At 67.6% G+C, this 19,846-nt stretch carries 15 protein-coding genes and 1 tRNA gene; 14 read left to right on the top strand and 2 right to left on the bottom strand.

Going from position 1 to position 19,846, the window contains the following annotated elements:
* Positions 1-91 precede the first annotated feature (91 nt).
* The 6 genes from KF791_12625 (at position 92) to KF791_12650 (ending at position 6,655) form a co-directional block, all read left to right on the top strand.
* A complete protein-coding gene (locus KF791_12625) occupies positions 92-1,399 on the top strand; it encodes a bifunctional folylpolyglutamate synthase/dihydrofolate synthase (protein ID MBX3733427.1) in 1,308 nt (435 codons plus the stop codon).
* A 73-nt stretch (positions 1,400-1,472) separates the two neighbouring features.
* Positions 1,473-3,002, top strand: a complete 1,530-nt coding sequence (locus tag KF791_12630) for a fused MFS/spermidine synthase (GenBank protein MBX3733428.1) — start codon at positions 1,473-1,475, stop codon at positions 3,000-3,002.
* Positions 3,003-3,098: 96 nt separating this feature from the next.
* Complete coding sequence (locus KF791_12635) at positions 3,099-3,851, top strand: TetR/AcrR family transcriptional regulator (protein ID MBX3733429.1); 753 nt, start codon at positions 3,099-3,101, stop codon at positions 3,849-3,851.
* Positions 3,848-4,987, top strand: a complete 1,140-nt coding sequence (locus KF791_12640) for an FtsX-like permease family protein (protein MBX3733430.1) — start codon at positions 3,848-3,850, stop codon at positions 4,985-4,987. Before KF791_12635 ends, KF791_12640 begins: the two co-directional genes overlap by 4 nt.
* Positions 4,984-5,709, top strand: a complete 726-nt coding sequence (locus tag KF791_12645; GenBank protein ID MBX3733431.1) for an ABC transporter ATP-binding protein — start codon at positions 4,984-4,986, stop codon at positions 5,707-5,709. The genes KF791_12640 and KF791_12645 overlap by 4 nt, the downstream gene beginning before the upstream one ends.
* Position 5,710: 1 nt before the next feature.
* Positions 5,711-6,655 (top strand): efflux RND transporter periplasmic adaptor subunit, encoded by a 945-nt coding sequence (locus KF791_12650; GenBank protein ID MBX3733432.1) that lies wholly within the window; start codon positions 5,711-5,713, stop codon positions 6,653-6,655.
* 116 nt (positions 6,656-6,771) lie between these two features.
* On the opposite strand, the gene KF791_12655 is transcribed toward KF791_12650, so the two are convergent.
* Positions 6,772-7,491 carry a hypothetical protein gene (locus KF791_12655; protein MBX3733433.1) on the bottom strand — a complete coding sequence of 240 codons (720 nt, stop codon included), beginning with the start codon at positions 7,489-7,491 and terminating at the stop codon, positions 6,772-6,774.
* 194 nt (positions 7,492-7,685) lie between these two features.
* Here KF791_12655 and KF791_12660 point away from each other — a divergent pair, with 194 nt between their 5' ends.
* From KF791_12660 to KF791_12685, 6 genes are all read left to right on the top strand, one after another.
* Complete coding sequence (locus KF791_12660) at positions 7,686-8,990, top strand: acetylxylan esterase (GenBank protein ID MBX3733434.1); 1,305 nt, start codon at positions 7,686-7,688, stop codon at positions 8,988-8,990.
* Positions 8,991-9,083: 93 nt separating this feature from the next.
* Positions 9,084-12,476 (top strand): PSD1 domain-containing protein, encoded by a 3,393-nt coding sequence (locus KF791_12665; GenBank protein MBX3733435.1) that lies wholly within the window; start codon positions 9,084-9,086, stop codon positions 12,474-12,476.
* Between the two features lie 243 nt (positions 12,477-12,719).
* Positions 12,720-13,772: a Gfo/Idh/MocA family oxidoreductase gene (locus KF791_12670; GenBank protein ID MBX3733436.1), complete on the top strand. Its 1,053-nt coding sequence runs from the start codon at positions 12,720-12,722 to the stop codon at positions 13,770-13,772.
* Between the two features lie 246 nt (positions 13,773-14,018).
* Positions 14,019-14,095: transfer RNA gene (locus tag KF791_12675), tRNA-Pro, on the top strand.
* Positions 14,096-14,221: 126 nt separating this feature from the next.
* Positions 14,222-15,151, top strand: coding sequence for a thioredoxin-disulfide reductase (trxB, locus tag KF791_12680; GenBank protein MBX3733437.1), 930 nt, complete (start codon positions 14,222-14,224; stop codon positions 15,149-15,151).
* Positions 15,152-15,167: 16 nt separating this feature from the next.
* Positions 15,168-15,491, top strand: coding sequence for a hypothetical protein (locus tag KF791_12685; GenBank protein MBX3733438.1), 324 nt, complete (start codon positions 15,168-15,170; stop codon positions 15,489-15,491).
* 196 nt (positions 15,492-15,687) lie between these two features.
* Here the strand turns inward: KF791_12685 and KF791_12690 are convergent, their stop codons facing one another.
* Positions 15,688-17,304: a CotH kinase family protein gene (locus KF791_12690; GenBank protein MBX3733439.1), complete on the bottom strand. Its 1,617-nt coding sequence runs from the start codon at positions 17,302-17,304 to the stop codon at positions 15,688-15,690.
* A 202-nt stretch (positions 17,305-17,506) separates the two neighbouring features.
* Here KF791_12690 and purD point away from each other — a divergent pair, with 202 nt between their 5' ends.
* Both purD and KF791_12700 read left to right on the top strand, forming a co-directional pair.
* Positions 17,507-18,817 (top strand): phosphoribosylamine--glycine ligase, encoded by a 1,311-nt coding sequence (gene purD / locus KF791_12695; protein ID MBX3733440.1) that lies wholly within the window; start codon positions 17,507-17,509, stop codon positions 18,815-18,817.
* The gene (locus tag KF791_12700) at positions 18,814-19,839 is read left to right on the top strand and encodes a hypothetical protein (protein ID MBX3733441.1); all 1,026 of its coding nucleotides are present in this window, start codon (positions 18,814-18,816) and stop codon (positions 19,837-19,839) included. The genes purD and KF791_12700 overlap by 4 nt, the downstream gene beginning before the upstream one ends.
* Positions 19,840-19,846: the final 7 nt, after the last annotated feature.

Consider the following 19,846-nt stretch of genomic DNA (forward strand, 5'->3'; position numbering starts at 1 on the left):
CGTCAAGCCGGGGTCGCACCGCCAGCCACACGGATTACGTCGGGCGTGCGATGGGACTTGCGACCGTCCCAGACCGCGGGAGGGTGTCGGGGTGTCGCCCGCTGCTGCACTGGAATACCTCGCGTCCCTTGGGCAGTTCGGAATGCAACCCGGACTGGAAACCACCCGCCGTCTGTGCGCCGCCGCCGGCAATCCCGAGAGCGGTCTGCGCTTCATTCACGTCGCGGGTACCAACGGGAAGGGTTCGGTGTGTGCCTTCCTCGACTGCGTCTACCGGACGGCAGGCTACCGGGTGGGACTCTACACCTCCCCCCATCTGGTCCGGTTCGGTGAACGCATCCGCATCAATGGCGCTCCCCTCTCCAATGAGGCGCTGGCCGGAAGCGTGGCGGCATTCCGGGAGATCGCCGGGCGTTGTCCGGGTCCATCCCCCACCTTGTTTGAGGCGGCCACGGTCATGGCCTTGCGGGAGTTCGCCGCCGCTTCGGTGGATGTCGCGATTTGGGAAACGGGGCTCGGGGGCCGGCTGGACGCCACCAATGTGGTCATGCCCCTCGCCACCGTGGTCACCAATGTCGGGCTGGACCACCAGCACATCCTGGGTTCCACCCTCGACAGAATCGCGGCCGAGAAGGCGGGGATCTTCAAGCCGGGCGTTCCGGCGTTGACGGCCGCCGAGGATCCGGATGCGCGGGCCGTCCTGGAGTACCGCGCCCGGGAACTCGACGCCCCGTTTCTCGCCGTCGGCGCGCCCGAGGCCGCTGCGTTGACCGTCGCGCCCGGCCTTCGAGGAGCCCACCAGCGCCTGAATGCCGCACTGGCGGCGGCCACGATCCGCATGCTTCGGGTGTGGCTTCCGGTGGGTGACGACGCCCTCCGCGAGGGACTGGCATCCACGCGGTGGCCCGGACGCCTTCAGGAGATCCGTCGTGGTTCCCAAATCCTGGTGCTGGATGGCGCGCATAATCTGCCGGCGGTCCTGGCCGTGAAGGCCGCCCTTACGGAGGTTCTCCCCGGGGTTCGTCCCACCGTCATTGTGGGCATGCTCGCGGACAAGGACTGGCGGTCCATGATCCGGGAGCTCACCCCCCTGGCCGGCCGCCTCATCACCGTACCGGTGGACAGCCACCGCAGCGTCAGCCCCGGTGAACTGAAGGCGGCAGTGATCGCGACCGGGATGGGAAGACCGGTCCGGGCCGCCACCTCGCTGGATGAGGCGTTGCGCTGGGCGGTGTCCGACCCCGCGGTGCTGCTCACCGGCTCGCTGTACCTCATCGGCGAGGCACTGGAACGGCTGGAGGCAACCGGCAGCGTGCCGGCGGGAGAGCGGTCACTCAACGAGTGGACCCCGCCCGGCATCGTCTCCACGATCCGCTCCCGTTCCACGCCAACCGGTTGACGTTTCCAGGGTCGCCAGCGGCCCGCGGCCGAAACACACTCCGCGTGTGGTGTCCTCAACCGTTGCCCCGGTCTTGCCGCTGCTCAGTCGCGCCCAGCGGCGCTTTCTGTACCTGACCGCCCTCGTCAACGGGGCGGCCATCATGATCGTGGAAATTCTGGGGGCAAAAATGCTGGCACCCTACCTGGGCACCTCGCACTTCGTGTGGACCGCCCAGATCGGCATGGCGATGGTCTCGCTGGCGGCCGGCTACTACCTGGGGGGGCGTCTGTCGGATGCCGCTGCGGGTTTGAACCGGCTCTACGCGGCCATGCTGGCCGCCGCCGCATACCTCGCCCTCACGGTGATCGGCGTGCGTCCCGTCGCGGAGAAGTGTCTGGATCTGCCGCTGCCCGTGGGATCGTTGCTCGCCTCGATGTTCCTGTTTTTTGTGCCCCTGTCATTGCTGGCGATGACCGCGCCGTTCCTGGTGCGATTTCTCACCCATCAACTGCAGCAGGTCGGCGGCGCCGTGGGCAGGCTGACGTCGCTGAGCACCGTGGGCAGCCTTCTTGGGACGGCTCTGATCGGGTATCTCCTCATCCCGCTGATGCCCAATTCGCTCACGATGGCATTAACCGCAGCCCTGGTGGCCGTCGTGGCGGTGGCCCACTTCGTCGTCTGGGGCCGGCGTGCAGGCGCGGCAACGGCCGCGGCCGCCGCCGTCGCCCTGCTGGCAACCCTCGGGGTGCGTCGGGACCTGCGGCTGGAATATTCCCATGTGAAGCAGCTCCACCGGGGCAACTCGAACTTCGGCCAGCTCCAGGTGATGGAGACGTCGTCCGGCTCCCGCCGGTTCTACGTCAACGACTACCTCATCCAGAACACCTACATTCCGCAGACCCGACAAAGCGCCTCGGTGTTCACCTACGCCCTGCACGGGCTGGCCCGAATGCACGTGGAGCCGCTCCGCTCGGTGCTGTGCATCGGCCTCGGGATCGGCATCGTGCCAGCCCAACTCGCGCGGGAGGGGGTCCAGGTGGACGTTGTTGAGATCAATCCGGCTGTCGTTCCCGTCGCCGAGCAGTTCTTCGACCTCGACCCGTCGGTGATGAACCTGACAATTGGCGACGGCCGCCAGTTCCTGAACCGCTGCACGAACCGGTACGACGCGATCCTGCTCGACGCGTTCCTGGGCGACTCGTCGCCCGCCCACCTCATGACCCGCGAGGCCTTCGAGACGATGCGCGAAGTGCTCCTGCCCGGGGGCGTGCTGGTGATCAACTGCTTCGGGGAGACACGCCAGGGGAAGGATTTCTTCCTCGCCTCCCTGATGAAGACCCTGCGCGCCGTGTTCCCGCACGTGGCGCTGCACGCCGCGGAGGGCGGCAACGCCTTCTTCGCCGCCTCGACATCGCCGCTGCAGGTGCACCAGCGGGTGGATCCGCGAACCGTCCATCCGGTGGTCCGCGAGGAGGTCGTGCGGGTGTTGTCCCGCACGCAGGAGACGGATCCAGGTCACGGACGGATCCTGACCGACGATTTCAACCCGGTGGAGTTCCACGATGCGGCCAACCGCGAGCGCCTGCGCCGCAATCTGGCCCGCGGCATGCAGGAATTGTAGCCGTCGTCGTCCGCAGCCCGCAATCCGCTGGGATCGTCACAAGATTGACTCGCATTCCAATATTGACTTCGAGTCAAGCCATCACATCCTCGGCGCGTGGGCACTGGGGAACGCAGGACTCGGGAGCGCGAGGCGCGCGAGGCGCTGATGGTGGAGCATGCCGGGCGGTTGCTGCTGCGGGACGGCTTTCAGGGACTGAACCTCGACGAACTGGCCCGGGCCATCGAGTACGCCAAGGGGACGATCTACCAGCATTTCGAGAGCAAGGAGGACCTGGCCCTGGCTGTGGCCACTCGGGAGCTGAAGGAGCGGGCGGACTTGTTTGAGCGGGCGGCCGGCTTCACCGGACGCAGCCGCGAGCGCATGCGCGCCGTGGGCGTGGCGTGCATCCAGTTCGCCATCGCGCATCCCACCTATTTCCAGATTGATCTGATGCTGCACGCCCGGTCGTTCTGGGAGGATGCCTCGGCCGCGCGACGCGAGGCCCATGGCCGCGAGGGGGAGCGCTGTCTCCGGGTTCTGGAGCGCATTGCGACGGAGGCGCAGGAGGCAGGGGACCTTCCGGCCACGCCTGCCGCGGGCGTGGTCTGCTTCAGTCTGATCGCGATCACAATGGGGAGTCACGCCATGGCGTTGGAGCCCGACATCCAGCGGCTGTGCCGGTTGTCCGATCCCACCGCGGCCACCCGGTTCAACCAGGCTCTCGTCTGCGATGCGCTCGGATGGCGCCCCCTGCTCTCCGAATGGGATTATGCCGCCACCGACCGGCGGATCCGGGCGGAGGTGTTTCCCGAGGCCGGGTGGCTCTCCCCGCCCCCGGGACGCCCAAAGAGGAGGACCGTCGCATGAACTGGGTCGCGTGGCAGATGCTGACGCACGAGCGCGCCAAATACCTCGGGCTCGTGTTCGCCATCGCCTTCAGCACCTTCCTCCTGGAGAACCAGACCTCGATCTTTGCGGGCATCCTGAAGCGGACTGCGAGTCAGATCCTCGACGTGACGGATGCGGAGGTCTGGGTGATGGACCCGGTGACCGAGTACTTCGAGGAGACAAAGGCACTCCGGGACACGGCACTCCACCGGGTGCGCGGTGTGCCGGGGGTCGCCTGGGCGGTGCGGCTTTACAAGGGCATGCCGGTGGCGCGGACGCCCGGGGGACGCTTCGCGCAGACCGTCGTCCTGGGGCTTGACGACGCCACGCTGGTCGGTGCTCCGCGCCGGATGGTGATGGGGTCGTGGGCGCGTCTGCAGGCGCCCGACTCGGTGGTCCTGGATCGCGCGGGGCACCAACTGCTCTTCCCGGGCGAACCGCTCCAGATCGGTCGCCGCCTCGAACTCAACGACCATGCGGTCACCGTGGTGGGCATCTCCGAGGCGTCGGCGCCGTTCTCCAGTTTCCCGGTGATCCACACCCGGTACAGCGTTGCCCTCCATTTTCAGGGCCCGGAACGCAACCAGATGGCCTACGTGCTCGCGCGTCCATCATCGGAATCCAGCCCCGGCGCCCTGTGCGCGGCGATTCAGGCCCAGACCGGATTGCGAGCGCGTACCACCGAGGAGTTCGCATGGGATTGCATCCGGTACTACCTCCGGAACACGGGCATCCCGGTCAATTTCGGCATCACCATCGGGATCGCCCTCATTGTCGGCACCGTGGTGGCCGGGCAGACCTTCTACCTGTTCACCGTCGAAAACCTGCGGCAGTTCGGAACGCTCAAGGCCATCGGTGTCGGCAACGGCCGCCTCGTATTGATGGTGCTGCTGCAAGGCGGTGCGGTGGGCCTGATCGGCTTCGCGATCGGCACCGGCATGGCCGCCGCCTTCTTCGAGGCCACCCAGCACCTCGTTGCCACCCGCGGCATCATCCTGATGCTCCCATCGGTGCTGCTCACCGGGGGCTGCATGGTGTTCGTCGTCCTGCTCGCCAGCCTGCTCAGCCTGCGCCGCGTGCTTGTTCTGGAACCCGCCAGCGTTTTCCGCGCATGAACCGGATCCCTCCCGCAGTGGCCTGTCGCGGACTGCGCAAGCAGTTCGGAACCGGGGACACCCGCGTGGACGTGCTGCGGGGCGTGGACTTCGAGGCGGCCCCCGGGGAGATGACGTTCCTGCTCGGACCGAGCGGCTGCGGCAAAACCACGCTGATCTCGGTCATCGCCGGTCTCCTCGACAGCACGGAGGGCGACGTGGAGCTTTTTGGGCACGCTGTGGAACGGCTTACCCCCGGGGAACGCGTGCGGTTCCGCCGACGACATCTCGGATTCGTCTTTCAACAATACAACCTCCTTCCGTCGCTCACCGCGTCGGAGAACGCAGCCGTCCCCCTGCTCGCGGCCGGCGTCCGGCGTCGCGAGGCGCTGCCCCGCGCCCGGGATCTTCTGACCCGGCTCGGGCTTGCAGACCGCCTCGACACCATCCCCTCCCGGTTGTCCGGCGGCCAGCAGCAGCGGGTGGCCCTCGCCCGGGCCTTGATTCACGAGCCGCGCCTCATTGTCTGCGACGAACCGACCGCCGCCCTGGATCACGCCACCGGTGAGTCGGTCATGGAGCAACTCGCCGGCGCCGCCCTGGCCGCCGACCGCGCGGTGATCGTGGTCACCCACGACACCCGGGTGCTGCATTTCGCCGACGCCATCGCACGGATGGATGACGGCCGGATCCTCGGCGTGGATCGCGGCATGCATCCGGAACCGAAGCGCCACACTCACTGAGATGAAAACCTTCCCCTGGACGCTGCCTCTAGTCGCAGCCGCCGCGGCCGTGTTTGCCGCCGTGTCGGTGGTTCGCTCCCACCCCCGACGTGAGGCCACCGAGCCACCCCTGGGTCCGCCACAAACCCCATTCCCGGCATCCATCGCCGCCGTCGGTCTGGTGGAACCTTCGAGCGAGCCCGTCGCGGTCGGCACCGCGCTTTCGGGAGTGGTGGTGGCCGTGCCGGTCCGCGTTGGCGATGCCGTCGGGGCCGGGGCACCCCTCTTTGAACTTGATACGCGGGCCTTGCGCGCCGAGCGCGGCGTGCGGGAAGCCGCGCTGGCCGCAGCCCGACGCCGGGTGGACACCGCGAGCAGCGTCCTGGACGACCTGAACGACCAAAGGACCCGTGCGGAGCAGTTGTCGCGGACCGCCGTGATCAGCCCCGAGGAACTGGAGCGACGCCGGTTTGCCGTGCGCACCGCGGAAGCCCGCCTGGATGAGGTCCGCGCCGAGGCGGTCGCCGCTGAAGCCGCGCTGGCGGTTGTGGACACCGAGATTGAGCGCGCCACGGTCCGTTCGCCCATCGCCGCCACCGTGCTCCAGGTCAACGTGCGCCCGGGAGAGTACGCGGCTGCCGGACCAGGCATCCGGCCACTGGCAGTCCTGGGCCAGCTGGATCCGCTTCACGTCCGGGTGGACGTGGACGAGCATGAGGGATGGCGGGTGATGCCCTCGGCCGCTGCCGAGGCCCGGCTCCGCGGCGACGCCCGGAAACGCGCAACCCTGCGGTTCGTCCGCTTCGAGCCGTTGGTCATTCCCAAACGTTCCCTCACCGGGGACGTCACGGAACGGGTGGACACCCGCGTCCTGCAGGTCATCTATGTCGTCACCGAAGTCCCGGACGCTCCACTCTTCGTCGGGCAGCAGGTGGATGTGTTCATCGCGGCCGCGCCCGGGTCGTGATTGCCGGGCGTCAACCTCGCTGAATCGGCAATCCTTCCCGGCGGAATCCCCACCCGCGTCACATGATGGATTCAAACCGGTCCGACCGCCACGCGCATCACGCCGGAGCGGCCGGATCACCGGAGGGCCTGACGGGCCAGCGGCGAGGTTCCAGCGATGGCATCGCCCAACTCGGCGGCCACGGGGGACTGCGGGCGGATCCGGAGTCCGGCTTCCCAGAGAACCAGGGCCTGTTGGCGATCGCCCCGGCGGAGGAGAGCAAGTCCGTGATACAAGAGCACGTACTGACGAAATTCTTCAGTAAAGTCGCCACGGTCCACGCGCTCCCGAAGCCACTGGAAATCCTCCTCCACCGTCTTTCGGCGATCGAAGAAGTCCGGCAGGAACAGATTGTTGCTGCACCGGATGAACCGGGCATCGGCGTCGTTGGGATCCGCGGCCACCGCTGCATCCATCAGGCGGTTTCCCTCCCGGACACGCCTCAATCTGGCCGGCGGCCAGAGCGGCTCCCGGGCACTGATGACCACGCAGCTGCCCTCCAAAGCCCGGCCCGGCACACTTCCCGGATCCACCCGGAGCAGCACTGCAACCGTTTCGCGAGCCCGCCGCAACATGCGCCGGCCCTCCTCATCATCGAACGCCGCGCGGTCGTGATACTCCAGTGCGGCCCGCAGCAGCGTCGCGGCGTGATCCGGTTCGACCGCCAGCCGGTTCTCCAGGGAAGGCAGGTCGGACGGCACGCCCGGCATGTCCCGGGAGGGGGCCGCCGCCCGGGCTCCTGAGAAGAACCCCATGGTGGCCATACCGGCAATCTGCAGGAACAACCGCGCCTTCATGAGAACGACCACAACACAAGCCCCCTCCCGGCCGCCGTCAAACGCGCACCATCCCGCGCGGCCCCCGATGCGCGCCGTCGGCCCCGGGTCCGGGCGACGGGATGCGTTTCAATTCCGGACCCTTGCCCCTCAACGGTCGCCCCAGGTTTGACGTTCCGCCAGTGCATCGCGAGCATCCTGGCATGTCCAAGGCAATCCGGAGGGCAGGTCTGCTGGGCGCAGGAGCAGTCGCATTCTTGACGATGAACGCCGCCGAGGGGATCCCCATCAACGAAGACGAATCCCAGGTCCCCCCGTACACGCTGCCCAACCCGCTGGTGTTTGAGTCCGGCCGGGTGATCACCCAAAAGTCGTCCTGGCCGTGGAGGCGTCTCGAACTCCTCGAATTGTTCAGGGACCACGTCTACGGACGCACCCCACGCGGCCTGTATCGTGGAAGCGCCAGGGTCGTGTCCATTGATCGCAACGCACTCGACGGTTTGGCAACGCGGAAGCTTGTCCGCATCCCGTTGACCCGAAGGGAACCGGGTCCGGTCCTGGATCTGCTCCTGTACCTGCCCAACGGGGTGTCCGATCCGGTGCCCGTGTTCCTGGGGTACAATTTTGACGGCAACCATACCGTCACGGCCGATCCCGCCGTGCCCCTGCCCTCGGGCTGGGTTCCAAACCGGCCCCGTTCGGGCATCACCGACAACCGGGCCCAGGAGGTCTCCCGGGGTGCCGATGCCGCCGCGTGGCCGATCGAAAAGATTCTTCAGCGGGGTTACGGGCTGGCCACGATGTATTACGGAGACGTCGAACCGGACCACGACACCGGGTGGCGCGAGGGCCTGCGCGGGGCCGTCGCCCGGGGTGGCGACCGTCATGAGTTCGGCCCGTCCGAATGGGGGGCGATCGCCGCATGGGCCTGGGGATTGAGCCGCGCGATGGACTATTTGCGGACGGATCCGGGAGTGGACGGCCGCCGGGTGGCCCTGATCGGCCACTCGCGCCTGGGCAAGACGGCGCTCTGGGCGGGAGCCCAGGACGAACGATTTGCACTCGTGATCTCCAATCAGTCCGGCGAGGGCGGCGCCGCCCTCGCCCGCCGGTGGTACGGCGAGACGGTCTGGCGCATCAACACCAGCTTCCCCCACTGGTTTTGCGGACGCTTCAAGGACTACAACACCAATGTGCCCGCCCTCCCGGTGGACCAGCACGAACTCATCGCGCTGTGCGCGCCCCGTCCGGTCTATGTGGGCAGCGCCGAGGACGACCGCTGGGCCGATCCCCGGGGGGAGTTCCTCAGCCTGGTGGGTGCGGAGCCGGTGTACACGCTTTACGGGGTGCCCGGGCTTGGCGTCGCCGAGATGCCGCCCGTGAACACCTCCGTCGGCGAGACGCTGGGCTATCATGTGCGCACCGGACAACACGCGCTGACGGCCTACGACTGGGAGTTCTATCTCGACTTCGCGGACCGCCATCTGAAGGCCCCCTCCCCTCCCAGGGCCTCCCGCTGACCGGCGGATGTCGAACGGAACGCCCGGGCGAAGCCCGTCGCGCGCTTTGACTTCAAGCCCCGGCTCGACAAACTGGGGGACGTGTCCGCTCCGATGCACCGCCGATTCGCCCTCCCCGGCATCCAGGCCGCGGTCGTTGCATCCGTCGTGCTGCTGAACGCCCTGTCGGCAGCCGGTGCCGCGCCCGACCCGGCGGCCATCGAATTCTTCGAGAACCGGATCCGCCCCCTGCTGGCGGATCACTGCTACGAATGCCACAGCGCCCGCGCCACCCGGGTGAAGGGCGGGCTGCGACTCGACACCCGGGCGGGCCTCCTGAGCGGCGGCGCCTCAGGCCCGGTGGTGGCGGCAGGACGGCCGGCAGACAGCCTGCTCCTCCAGGTGTTGCGGGGCACGGCCGCAGACGTGCCGGCGATGCCGCCCAAGGATCATGCCGCGCCTCTCGGTGAGGAGGCCATCGCGGCGGTCGAGGAATGGATCCGCCTTGGAGCTCCGGATCCACGGGATGATGCGGGCGTCGCCGTCGCGAATTCGGAGGACCATTGGGCTTTCCGAAAGCCGGTGGATCCTCCGGCACCGGCCCCCGTGGAGTTCGATCCGCCAGCCATGCGGGCGAATGCCATTGACGACTTCATCCAGACCCGTCTTGCCGCCGCCGGCCTGTCGCCCATGCCACCCGCGGATCGCCGCACGCTGCTGCGCCGCGTCACCTTCGATCTGACCGGGCTCCCGCCGACCCCGGACGAGACCGCTCAATTCCTCAATGACGCGTCACCCGGGGCCTACGAGCGGGTGGTGGACAGACTCTTGGCGTCGCCGCAATACGGCGAGCGGTGGGGGCGCCGCTGGCTGGATGTGGCGCGATATGCGGACTCCAAGGGGTACGTGTTCGAGCAGGAACGACGGTTCAGTCACAGCTTCACCTACCGGGACTGGGTCGTGACGTCGCTGAACAATGACCTGCCCTACGACCAGTTCCTCGTGGAGCAGATTGCCGGCGACCGCATCGCGACCCCGGAGAACCCATGGCCGATGGCCGCACAGGGGTTCCTGACCCTGGGGCGGCGTTTTCTCGACAACACCCACGACATCATTGACGACCGCATTGATGTCGTCTTCCGCGGGACCCAGGGATTGACCGTGGCGTGTGCCCGTTGCCATGACCACAAGTACGACCCGATCCCCACGGCGGACTACTACTCCATCTACGGCATCTTCAACTCCAGCCACGAGCCGAGGGTGAAGCCCCTTCTGGGGCCAAATCCTGATCCCCGCCAGGCCGCCGCGTACGAGGCGGAACGGAACCGTCGTGAACAGGAGCTCACCGAGTTTCGTGCCGAGCGCACCGCGGAGATCGGGCAGAAACTCCGGGAACGGGTGGGGGAATACCTCCTCGCGGCCCACGATTCCCTGGGTCTGGACTGGACGAATCTCGAGGGACTGGCACGCGTGCGGAACCTCGATCCCGGTCTGGTGGCCGCGTGGAAGGCGCAGCTGGAGGGCTGGCGGAGCGCTCCGATTCCCGCCTTCCGCCCCTGGTTCGCCTTCGCGGCACTCGGCACCAATGACTTCGCCGCGTGCGCCCGCGAAGTGGCCCTCGGGCTTGCCTCTGGAAACCCGGAGGCCCCCCAGAACTCCCGCGTTGCCGCCTCGTTTGCCGCTGAACCGCCCGAGTCCCTGCAAGCGGTTGGGGAACGCTACGGACGCCTCATCCTGGAGGCCGACGCCGCATGGACCGCCGCACAGACCGCCGCCACCGAAGCCGGACACACGCCCCCGACTGCGCTCGAAGACCCTGCCGAGGAGGAATTGAGGTTGCTGCTGTACGGCGCCGATTCGCCAATCACCGCGGCCACCCGCGATATTGACCGCTTCTTTGACACGCCCACCGGCCAGAAACTGCGCGGCCTGCAACGCAAGATTGACGAGCTCGATGCGACGCATCCCGGCGCCCCGTTGCGGGCGATGGCGCTGCTGGACAAGGACAAAACCGCTGAACCCGTGATCTTCAAGCGGGGCAACCCCGGCAACCAGGGACCGGTGGTTCCGCGGCGCTTTCTGCAGCTTGCTTCCGAGGGGGAACGTCCGGCGTTCACCGACGGCAGCGGACGCCTGGAACTGGCGCGCGCGATCGCCAGCCGGGACAATCCGTTGACGGCGCGGGTGATGGTCAACCGGGTCTGGCAGGGACACTTCGGCACGGCATTGGTTGGCACCCCGAGCGACTTTGGAGTGCGCTGCGATCCCCCGTCTCATCCCGACCTGCTCGATCACCTCGCCGTGTGGTTCATGGACCACGGATGGTCGCTCAAACAACTCCACCGGTATCTCCTGTTGTCGGCCACGTACCGGCAGGCCAGCGACCCCGGATCCGAACCCGCCCAACACGCGACGTTCTTGCGGAACGAATCCGCGGATCCGGCCAACACCCTCTACTGGCGCATGAACCGGAAACGAAGTGATTTCGAATCCCTGCGCGACAGCCTGCTGGCGGTCAGCGGCCGGCTCGACACCCGGATCGGCGGCCAACCGGTGCCCATGTATGAGGGGCCCGGATCAGACCGCCGTACCCTCTATGGCTTCATTGATCGGCAGAACCTTCCCGGGGTGCTGCGCGCATTTGACTTCGCCATTCCCGACAGCACGTCGCCGATGCGGTTCCAGACCACAACGCCCCAGCAGGCGCTTTTCCTGCTCAACAGCCCATTCATCGCCGACCGCGCCCGCGAGTTCGCCCGCCGTCCCGGGGTGGACGCCGCCCCTGCCGGGGAGCGCATCGAGCAGATGTACTCCCTGGCCTTGCAGCGACCGCCGTCTCCCGAGGAGAAGGCGCTGGCGCTGGCCTTTGTTCAGGCGGAGGCGGATGCCCCACCGGAGCCGGATCCCGCCGATGCCTGGAGCTACGGCACGGGCGCATGGAATGCGGCAGCGGGACGCGTCGAGCGATGGCGTCCGCTCCCGACATTTTTCAAGGACCAATGGCAGTGGGACAATCGCCTGCCCTCGAAAGACGGCTTGTGGACCCTGCTGAATCGCGACGGCGGACATCCCGGCCCTTCGTCCGGGCACGCCGCCATCCGGCGTTGGACCGCACCCTTCACCGGCCGTCTGCGCATTGAGAGCGCCCTCAAACATTCCGCTGAAGCCGGCGACGGAATCCGCGGCTGGGTCGTTTCCAGCAGGACGGGCGTGCTGGGCCATTGGACCGTGCACCACGGCAGGGCGTCCAGCCGTCTGGACCATCTCGAGGTGACCGCAGGGGACACATTGGATTTCGTGGTCGAACCGGGTGCGGGAGAAGATTCGGACAGCTTTGAGTGGACGGTCGAATTGAGCCGGCTCGATCCCGCACCCGCGGGGGCTGCACTGACCTGGAACAGCCGTCGAGATTTTTCCGGACCGAGGGCCTCAAATCCTCCGCTCGACTCCTGGCAGGCCTTTGCCCAGGTGCTGCTGGGCTCCAACGAATTCGTATTCATTGACTGAGCCGCGCCCCGGCGAAGCACTCCCGATGCGGCGAAGGTCCCGCTGAACCGCGTGCGGTGTCCCCCAGCCCCGACACCCCCGCCTTGGCGGGGCAGTAAAATTCTCCGCCGAGGCGTACACTCGCGGAGTCTCCCCAATGTCGGACCCGGGTTGCGCTTACGGCGAAACCACCCCCCCGACCACCTGCAGGCTTCATTCGAGATCTGGGTTTTCTCCAGGCCTTCCCGGCCGCACCCTCCCCCCATGTTGAATATCGGCATCCTCGGCACCGGGTTCATGACGGTGCAGCACCTCAAGGCCTACCAGTCCGTTGCCGGCGCCCGGGTCGCGGCGTTGTGCAATCCCAGCGGACGTCATCTGGACGGCGACTTCTCCGGCGTGGCCGGCAACGTCGGGGACGCGGACCCGCTGAAGCTGGACATGACGCAGGTGCGTCCCTTTCGCGACCCGGCCGCGCTCCTCGCCGATCCCGACATCCAGGCGGTGGATATCTGCACGCCCACCCACACCCACGTGGACCTCGCGCTGGCGGCCCTGGCGGCGGGCAAGCATGTGCTCCTGGAGAAGCCCATGGCCCGCACACACGCCGACGCACGGCGCATTGCGGACGCCGCAATCGCAGCCGCAACGCGGGGGGTGTTCCTGATGCCGGCCATGTGCATCCGGTTCTGGCCTGAGTACGCCTGGGTGCGGGAGCGGATCCAGAGCGGTGAGCACGGCCGGGTTCTGGATGCACGGTTCCGCAGGGTGGCATGCGCCCCGGGCTGGGGACGGTCCCACTTCCTCCAGGGCGGCACTTCCGGAGGCGCCTTGCTCGACCTCCACATCCACGACGTGGACTTCATCCAGTACTGTTTCGGCCGCCCGCGCGCCGTTATGGCGTCCGGATACAGCCGGGTCAGTGGTGCCACGGACCATGTGGTCGCGTTGTACCAATATCCGGGGGGACCCACGGTGAGCGCGGAGGGCAGTTGGGCCATGGCCGACGGCTTTCCATTCCACATGGGGTTCACCGTCAACTTTGAGCGTGCCACGGTGGATTACGATCCCGGGCGTGGTCCCGAGGCGCTTCGGGTCGCCTCGGAGGGGGCCGTGCGCCCGGTGATTCTGACCGCACCGGACGGCTACACCGGCGAGTTGCAACACTTCGTGGAGGCGGTCAGCGCGGGCCGGGCACCGGACCGCGTGACCGCGCAGGACGCCGCAATGGCGATCGAGCTGTGCGAGGCCGAGGAGGCGTCCATCGCCAAAGGGGCGCCGGTGGCGCTTCGGGATGCCAGGCTGCCGGCCGTTTGAGCCCGGCGGACGTGAACGACCTGCCGGACGGGTTCCACAGGTCCAGCCCAGCCAATGTGCGGAAGGTTTCTCGAAACGGACGGGCCGCCGCATGGCCGTCCGCATGCAGGTAATTCGTACCCCGGCCGTCCGGGTTGGTGGCGATCTCGACCGCTCCGCCGGTCCGGCGGTTCACCGCCCGGGAATTTCGATTGAACCCACAGCCGGCGCGCCTAGGATCCCCGTCCCTTCGCAGGGAAGACCGGTCGGGGCGTAGCGTAGCTTGGTAGCGCGTCTGAATGGGGTTCAGAAGGTCGTGAGTTCAAATCTCACCGCCCCGACCATCTCTCCCTGGTTCACCCGCTTCTCCCGGTTGTGGACGCGGTGTTCCGGAGCCAATGCACCGAGGTCCGCAACCAACGGACGGCCGCTTGCCGGTGGGTGGACCACACCCTAACGTCGCCGCCCTTATGGAGAACGTCGTCATCATCGGCACCGGCTGCGCCGGGTTGACCGCCGCCATCTACACCGCCCGCGCAAATCTGCGCCCGCTGGTGCTGACCGGCGTGATGCCGGGCGGGCTGCTGACAACGACCAGCATCGTGGAGAATTTCCCGGGTTTCCCGGACGGCGTGGACGGCGTCGAGTTGATGACCCGGATGCAGGCGCAGGCGGAAAAGTTCGGCGCACGCGTGCAATTCGGGACCCTCGAGGCGGCCGACCTTGCGGCCTCCCCGCTCCGGCTCACCGTGGACGGGGAGGTCGTGGAAACCCGCACCCTGATCATCGCCAGCGGGGCCGGGCACCGGCACCTCGACGTTCCGGGCGAGCACGAGCTGGAGAAGAAGGGCGTGACCTATTGCGCCACCTGCGACGGGGCCTTGCCGATGTTCCGAAACCAGCCGCTGGTGGTGGTCGGCGGGGGCGACTCGGCCTGCGAGGAGGCCAATTACCTCACGCGCTTCAGCGCCGAGGTGCTCCTCGTCCATCGCCGTGACACGCTGCGCGCGTCGAAGATCATGGCCGACCGCACCCTCTCGAATCCGAAGATCAAGCCGGTGTGGGACTCCGTGGTCACGGCGGTGGAAGACGCCGCCGCCGGCAAGGTGACCGGAGTGCGGCTGAAACATCTGAAGACCGGCGCCGAGTCCCTGCTCCCCTGTGCCGGCGTGTTCGTCGCGATCGGCCACCTGCCCAACACGCAGCTCTTCCGGGGGCAGCTGGAACTGGACGCCGCGGGCTATTTCGTTCGCGGCCACGGCGCGGCCACAGGCGTTCCGGGGGTGTTTGTCGCCGGCGATTGCGCCGACTCGGTTTACCGGCAGGCAGTCACCGCGGCCGGCATGGGATGCGCCGCCGCCATCGAGGCCGAACGTTACCTCGCCGGCCTGTGCGCCTGAGGCCTTGATCCCCGACGTGGACACCATCACCCCCGCCGCGCTTGCCCGACGCCTTGGTGATTCCGATCCGCCCGCCCTGCTGGATGTTCGGGAACATGAGGAACACGCATTTTGCGCACTTCCCGGATCGCGCCTGATCCCCCTGGGTGAGCTCGGCATCCGGGCCGATGAACTCGCCGACTGGCAGGATCGGGAGGTCGTCGTTTACTGCCACCACGGCATCCGAAGCGCCCATGCCGTCGGCCTCCTGCATCGGCTTGGCTTCGCGCATGTCCTCAATCTCGCCGGCGGCGTGGACCGCTGGACCCGGGATGTGGACCCCTCCTTTCCTCGGTACTGATCGCCGCTCCCGTCAACCCATCCCCGACGGTTCCCCGAATCTCCGAAACCGCCCGCAAATGGCTTCGGACGGAACCCGCTTGGATGGGGTCCTATTTTCGGATCTGGCAGCGATCCGGGCGGGCGGGAACGCCAGCCGCCGCACCTGTTCCCGGGCCGGTACCGGGCCGTTGGGCCCGGTGGAAGGGTTGGACCTTCTACTGATTTCGCCCGGGGGGCTGGCGGGTCAACACCACGCCGTCCGTCCTGCCCTCCAGTTGTTCTCGAACATTCGCGGCACGGGCCTGAATGAACCGCTTCAGCTGCCACACCGGACGCCCCGGGTCCATCGGGTTCCGGCCATCACGCGGCTCCGTCCCAAAGGTCCCAGAAACGGCGGCGTCAAACCGCTCAAGACGCATCGGCGACCACTCCACGATGAGGGGCCGAATTGCCGGGGCGACCTCGTCCACCCGCCGGCACAACCGGTCCGGCTCAAACACGGTGTCCAGCAGCCTGCCCAAGGCCTCACGATACCGAATCCGGACCTCCTCGACGGAGAGCATCCGCTCCAGGAAACGATTCCGTCCCACCCACGGACGCCAGATGGAGGCCCGCTCCCGATCATCGGCGGTGGCAATGAAGGGGAATTCGCCCCAGGCATGGTCAAGATCCCAGGGGATGAACCCGATCCGGTTGGAGCGTGGATCCAGATGGAACAGGAAGTTCTGGCCGTTCGAAAGGATGCCATCGTAGTTGGACAGCAGCACCTCCGTGGCGAGGAACCGGGCGAAGGCGTCGAGATCCACGTAGTCACCCACCCGATCGGCAAAGGCATCGTCCGGGGCTGACGATACGAAGCGGGCCAGCTCCATGACGCGCTCCTGCTGGGCCGGCGTCGTCCTGGTCTTCGGATCGTAGATGCCTTCATAGTCCGCCCAGTTGGTGCCCAGATCGGCGAAAAGGTCCAGAGTGACCGGCTTGAAGAGCGCCACGCCAGAAGCACCGAACTGCTCCCGGGCCCAGGCGGCATCGGGGTTCTCCACCAAGAGGTACGGCCCGAGCAGACGTTCCTCCTCCAGGCCTTTGATGCTGAGGAAGACCCTGGCGAACGCGGTTCGCGGCGCCGGAACCCCGGCCTCGCGAAACACCTCGTAGGCGAGTGTGTCGCTCAGGCAGGTGAAGTCCGCCGCGAGGTTCGCGAGGTTGAATGTGGAGCGGCCCGCCAGGGAGGCCCCCTTCACATTTCGGTTGAGGTCCAGTTTGAAGGGCTTTCGGTAGCTTCGCACCGAGCCCAGGTAAGTGCCGTTGCCCTTGAACCGGATCCCGACGTTCGTGAATACCACGCCGCCAAACTCCACCGTCCCCTCCGACCAGGGGAAATCAATGCCCACCACCCCCGACAGACCGTTCCGCGACGCGTTCGGATTCCGCAACGTCATCGAGCCGTCGGGATTCATCCAGCGTCCTCCCGTCGGCACCCGCTGGTGCTGGATGCCCTCCCATCCGTCCGCATCAAACCTCAAATGGATGTTCCACACATTGGTCAGACGGTACAACGCCGCCGCCGAGGTCAGCTCACGGGCATCATCCAGCGGTCCAGCGTAAACCGGGACGACCCCCGGTTGGCCCGGAGTCTCCTCGGGCGTGGCGGGCGGGGTCCATTCGACCATCCGCGCCATGAACCACCCCTGAAACGCGGGGACTTGGAAGGCACCCCAGAGGGACAGTCCGAGCAGCAGGATGCAGAGGAAGAACCCGCCCGCTGCAAGCCCCGAAACCGCCAGCCAGCGTTTCCATCCGGATTTGGGCAACTTGGGGCGTGGAAATGGCATGTCGGAGTGTTACGGAGCGGTGACGGGTGCTGCAAGCAGGCGAGCAGCCCTGGAACAAACTCTGGGGGAAGCCGTCGAAGGGCTGGTGTCGCCATGAGCAGCAAATCCATCGCGTGACCCGTGGCCTGCCGCGGTAGGTGGCGATCCGGTGACGAGAAACCGGTTTGCCCCGTCGCGTGCTGCTGGTTCACTCGTGGGCCCGATGAAGGTCCTGGTCCTTGGCTCCGGCGGACGCGAGCACGCCCTGGTTTGGAAGCTCGCCCGCTCGCCCCGCATCACCCGGCTCCAGGTGGCACCCGGCAACGCGGGCACCTCAGAGGAGCGTCTGGAGGCATCCGGCGATCCCGTGGAGAACGTGCCGATCAGCGCCGAGGACCTGCCCGCCCTCCTCGATTGGGCCCGGCGACACAAACCGGACTTCACCGTCGTCGGTCCCGACAACCCCCTTGCGCTTGGGGTGGTGGACCTGTTCCGTGACGCCGGATTCCGCATCTGGGGCCCCACACGGGAGGCGGCCCGGTTTGAAGCGTCCAAGGCGTTCTCACAGGAGTTCATGGAGCGTCACGGCATCCCCACCGCACGCGCCGGCACCTTCACCGACGCGGCCGCTGCCCGCCGCTTCTGCGCCAGCCTCGGCGGCCGATGCGCCGTCAAGGCCGACGGCCTCGCTCTTGGCAAAGGCGTCCTGCTGACGACGGACCTCGCCGCGGCAGAGCAGGCCGTGGATGACATCCTCGTGCGCGGCGTGTTCGGTGCCGCGGGTGCCCGCATTGTGATCCAGGAACGGCTTGAGGGGCGGGAAGTCTCCCTGCACGCGCTCACCGACGGCCGCTGCTACCGGCTTTTTCCCTCCTCCCAGGACCACAAGCGGATCCACGACGGGGATCAGGGCCCGAACACCGGCGGGATGGGCACCTATTCGCCGGCGCCCTTCCTGGCCGACGACGCCCTGGCCGCGGCAGGCCGTGAAGTTCTGGCCCCCTGGCTGCGGGGGTGCATGCGCGACGGCATCGAATTCCAGGGGCTCATTTACCCCGGCATCATGCTGACCGCCGCTGGTCCCCGGGTCATTGAGTTCAACGCACGGTTTGGAGATCCCGAGACGCAGGTCTACCTCCCGCGGATGCAGAATGATCTGTTGGAACTGTTGGAAGCCTGCGTGGACGGCACGCTGGACCGCCACACCCTCCGCTGGTCGTCCCGTTCGAGCGTCTGCGTGGTCGCCGCCAGCGCCGGGTACCCGGGATCTTCGGTCAAAGGGCTTCCCATCCAGGGACTGGAAACCGTGCATGGACTTCCCGACGTGAAGGTGTTCCATGCCGGCACGACGATGCGTGAGGAGGCCGTGGTCACCAATGGAGGCCGTGTGCTGGGGGTCACCGCCTGGGCCGGCACGCTCGCCACGGCGCGGAATAAAGCCTACGAAGCGCTGGACAGGATCCAGTTTGAAGGCATGCAATTTCGGCGTGACATTGCCGCCCAAGCGTTGACCTCCGCTGAATTCCAGTCATGACTCGTCGGATCTTCCTGATGTGCGCGCTCCTTGCGCGGCTGTGTGCCAGTCCTGATTCCGGCCTGCCCCGGTCGGAGGCCGACGAGATCCGCGCACTGGTCCGGGCGCACCTGCCATCGCCGGAGGTCGGAGATCTGTCCGCACCCACCGTCGAGGGAGTCCTCGAACAACTCGGCGGCCGGGCCTGGTGGGTCGAGCCCACAATCGCCAGCCCCGGGACCGCTCCGGCAGCCCCGCCACGGCGCCTCGATGGCGGCTTCGGCTATGTCCATCTGCCCGAACCCGACACCACGGCGGTGGCCGACCTGGATACCATCCTCGAAGCACTTGGCGGCGGGCCCGCACTGAGAGGGTTGGTTCTGGACCTCCGCTTCGCATCCGGACGGGACTTCGCGGCAGCATCCCGGCTGGCCGGACGATTCCTGCCCGCAGGTCAAAGGATCCTGGACTGGGGTGAAGGAATGGCGACGGCAGGAGAATCCAACTTCGTGACCGCCCCGATCGTCCTACTCGTCAATGCGGGGACCCGCGGATCGGCAGAGGCGCTGGCCGCCGCGCTGCGCAGCGCCGGACGTGCGGTGATTGCCGGAGGTTCCAGTGCCGGCGAAGCGGCACAGTTCACCGATCTTCCTCTGGCGTCCGGACGGACACTGCGACTGACACTCGCCTCCGTGCGGACCGGCGATGGTCTGCCGATCCCCGGAGCGCGGGTCCTCCCCGACATCCCGGTGCCAATCCCGCCGGATTCCGAGCGACAGTTCCTTGGTGATCCGTACCGCCAGGTGCCCGGCACCCCGGAATCACCCGCGCCGGCCGAGTCCGCACTCAACGCCGCCACCACGAGCCGGCCGCGCATGACCGAGGCCGAGCTGATTCGTTCCAAGCGCCAGTCCCTTGGCCAGTCGGTGCCACCCCGCATGCCCGCAGCGGCAGCCTCCCCCACCCTGCAGGACCCCGTGTTGATCCGGGGCGTTGATCTGCTCACCGCACTCGACGCCCTGAGCCCGGTCGGATCACCCTGAGCCGGCG

This window comes from Verrucomicrobiia bacterium, from assembly GCA_019634635.1.
GTDB lineage: Bacteria > Verrucomicrobiota > Verrucomicrobiia > Limisphaerales > UBA9464 > UBA9464.

Bases quoted from the DNA above. Each gene is read 5' to 3' on its own strand.
- KF791_12640 (MBX3733430.1), top strand. From the start codon at position 3,848: ATGAACTGGGTCGCGTGGCAGATGCTGACGCACGAGCGCGCCAAATAC.
- KF791_12645 (MBX3733431.1), top strand. From the start codon at position 4,984: ATGAACCGGATCCCTCCCGCAGTGGCCTGTCGCGGACTGCGCAAGCAG.
- KF791_12650 (MBX3733432.1), top strand. From the start codon at position 5,711: ATGAAAACCTTCCCCTGGACGCTGCCTCTAGTCGCAGCCGCCGCGGCC.
- KF791_12655 (MBX3733433.1), bottom strand. From the start codon at position 7,491: ATGAAGGCGCGGTTGTTCCTGCAGATTGCCGGTATGGCCACCATGGGG.
- KF791_12665 (MBX3733435.1), top strand. From the start codon at position 9,084: ATGCACCGCCGATTCGCCCTCCCCGGCATCCAGGCCGCGGTCGTTGCA.
- KF791_12670 (MBX3733436.1), top strand. From the start codon at position 12,720: ATGTTGAATATCGGCATCCTCGGCACCGGGTTCATGACGGTGCAGCAC.
- trxB (MBX3733437.1), top strand. From the start codon at position 14,222: ATGGAGAACGTCGTCATCATCGGCACCGGCTGCGCCGGGTTGACCGCC.
- KF791_12690 (MBX3733439.1), bottom strand. From the start codon at position 17,304: ATGCCATTTCCACGCCCCAAGTTGCCCAAATCCGGATGGAAACGCTGG.
- purD (MBX3733440.1), top strand. From the start codon at position 17,507: ATGAAGGTCCTGGTCCTTGGCTCCGGCGGACGCGAGCACGCCCTGGTT.
- KF791_12700 (MBX3733441.1), top strand. From the start codon at position 18,814: ATGACTCGTCGGATCTTCCTGATGTGCGCGCTCCTTGCGCGGCTGTGT.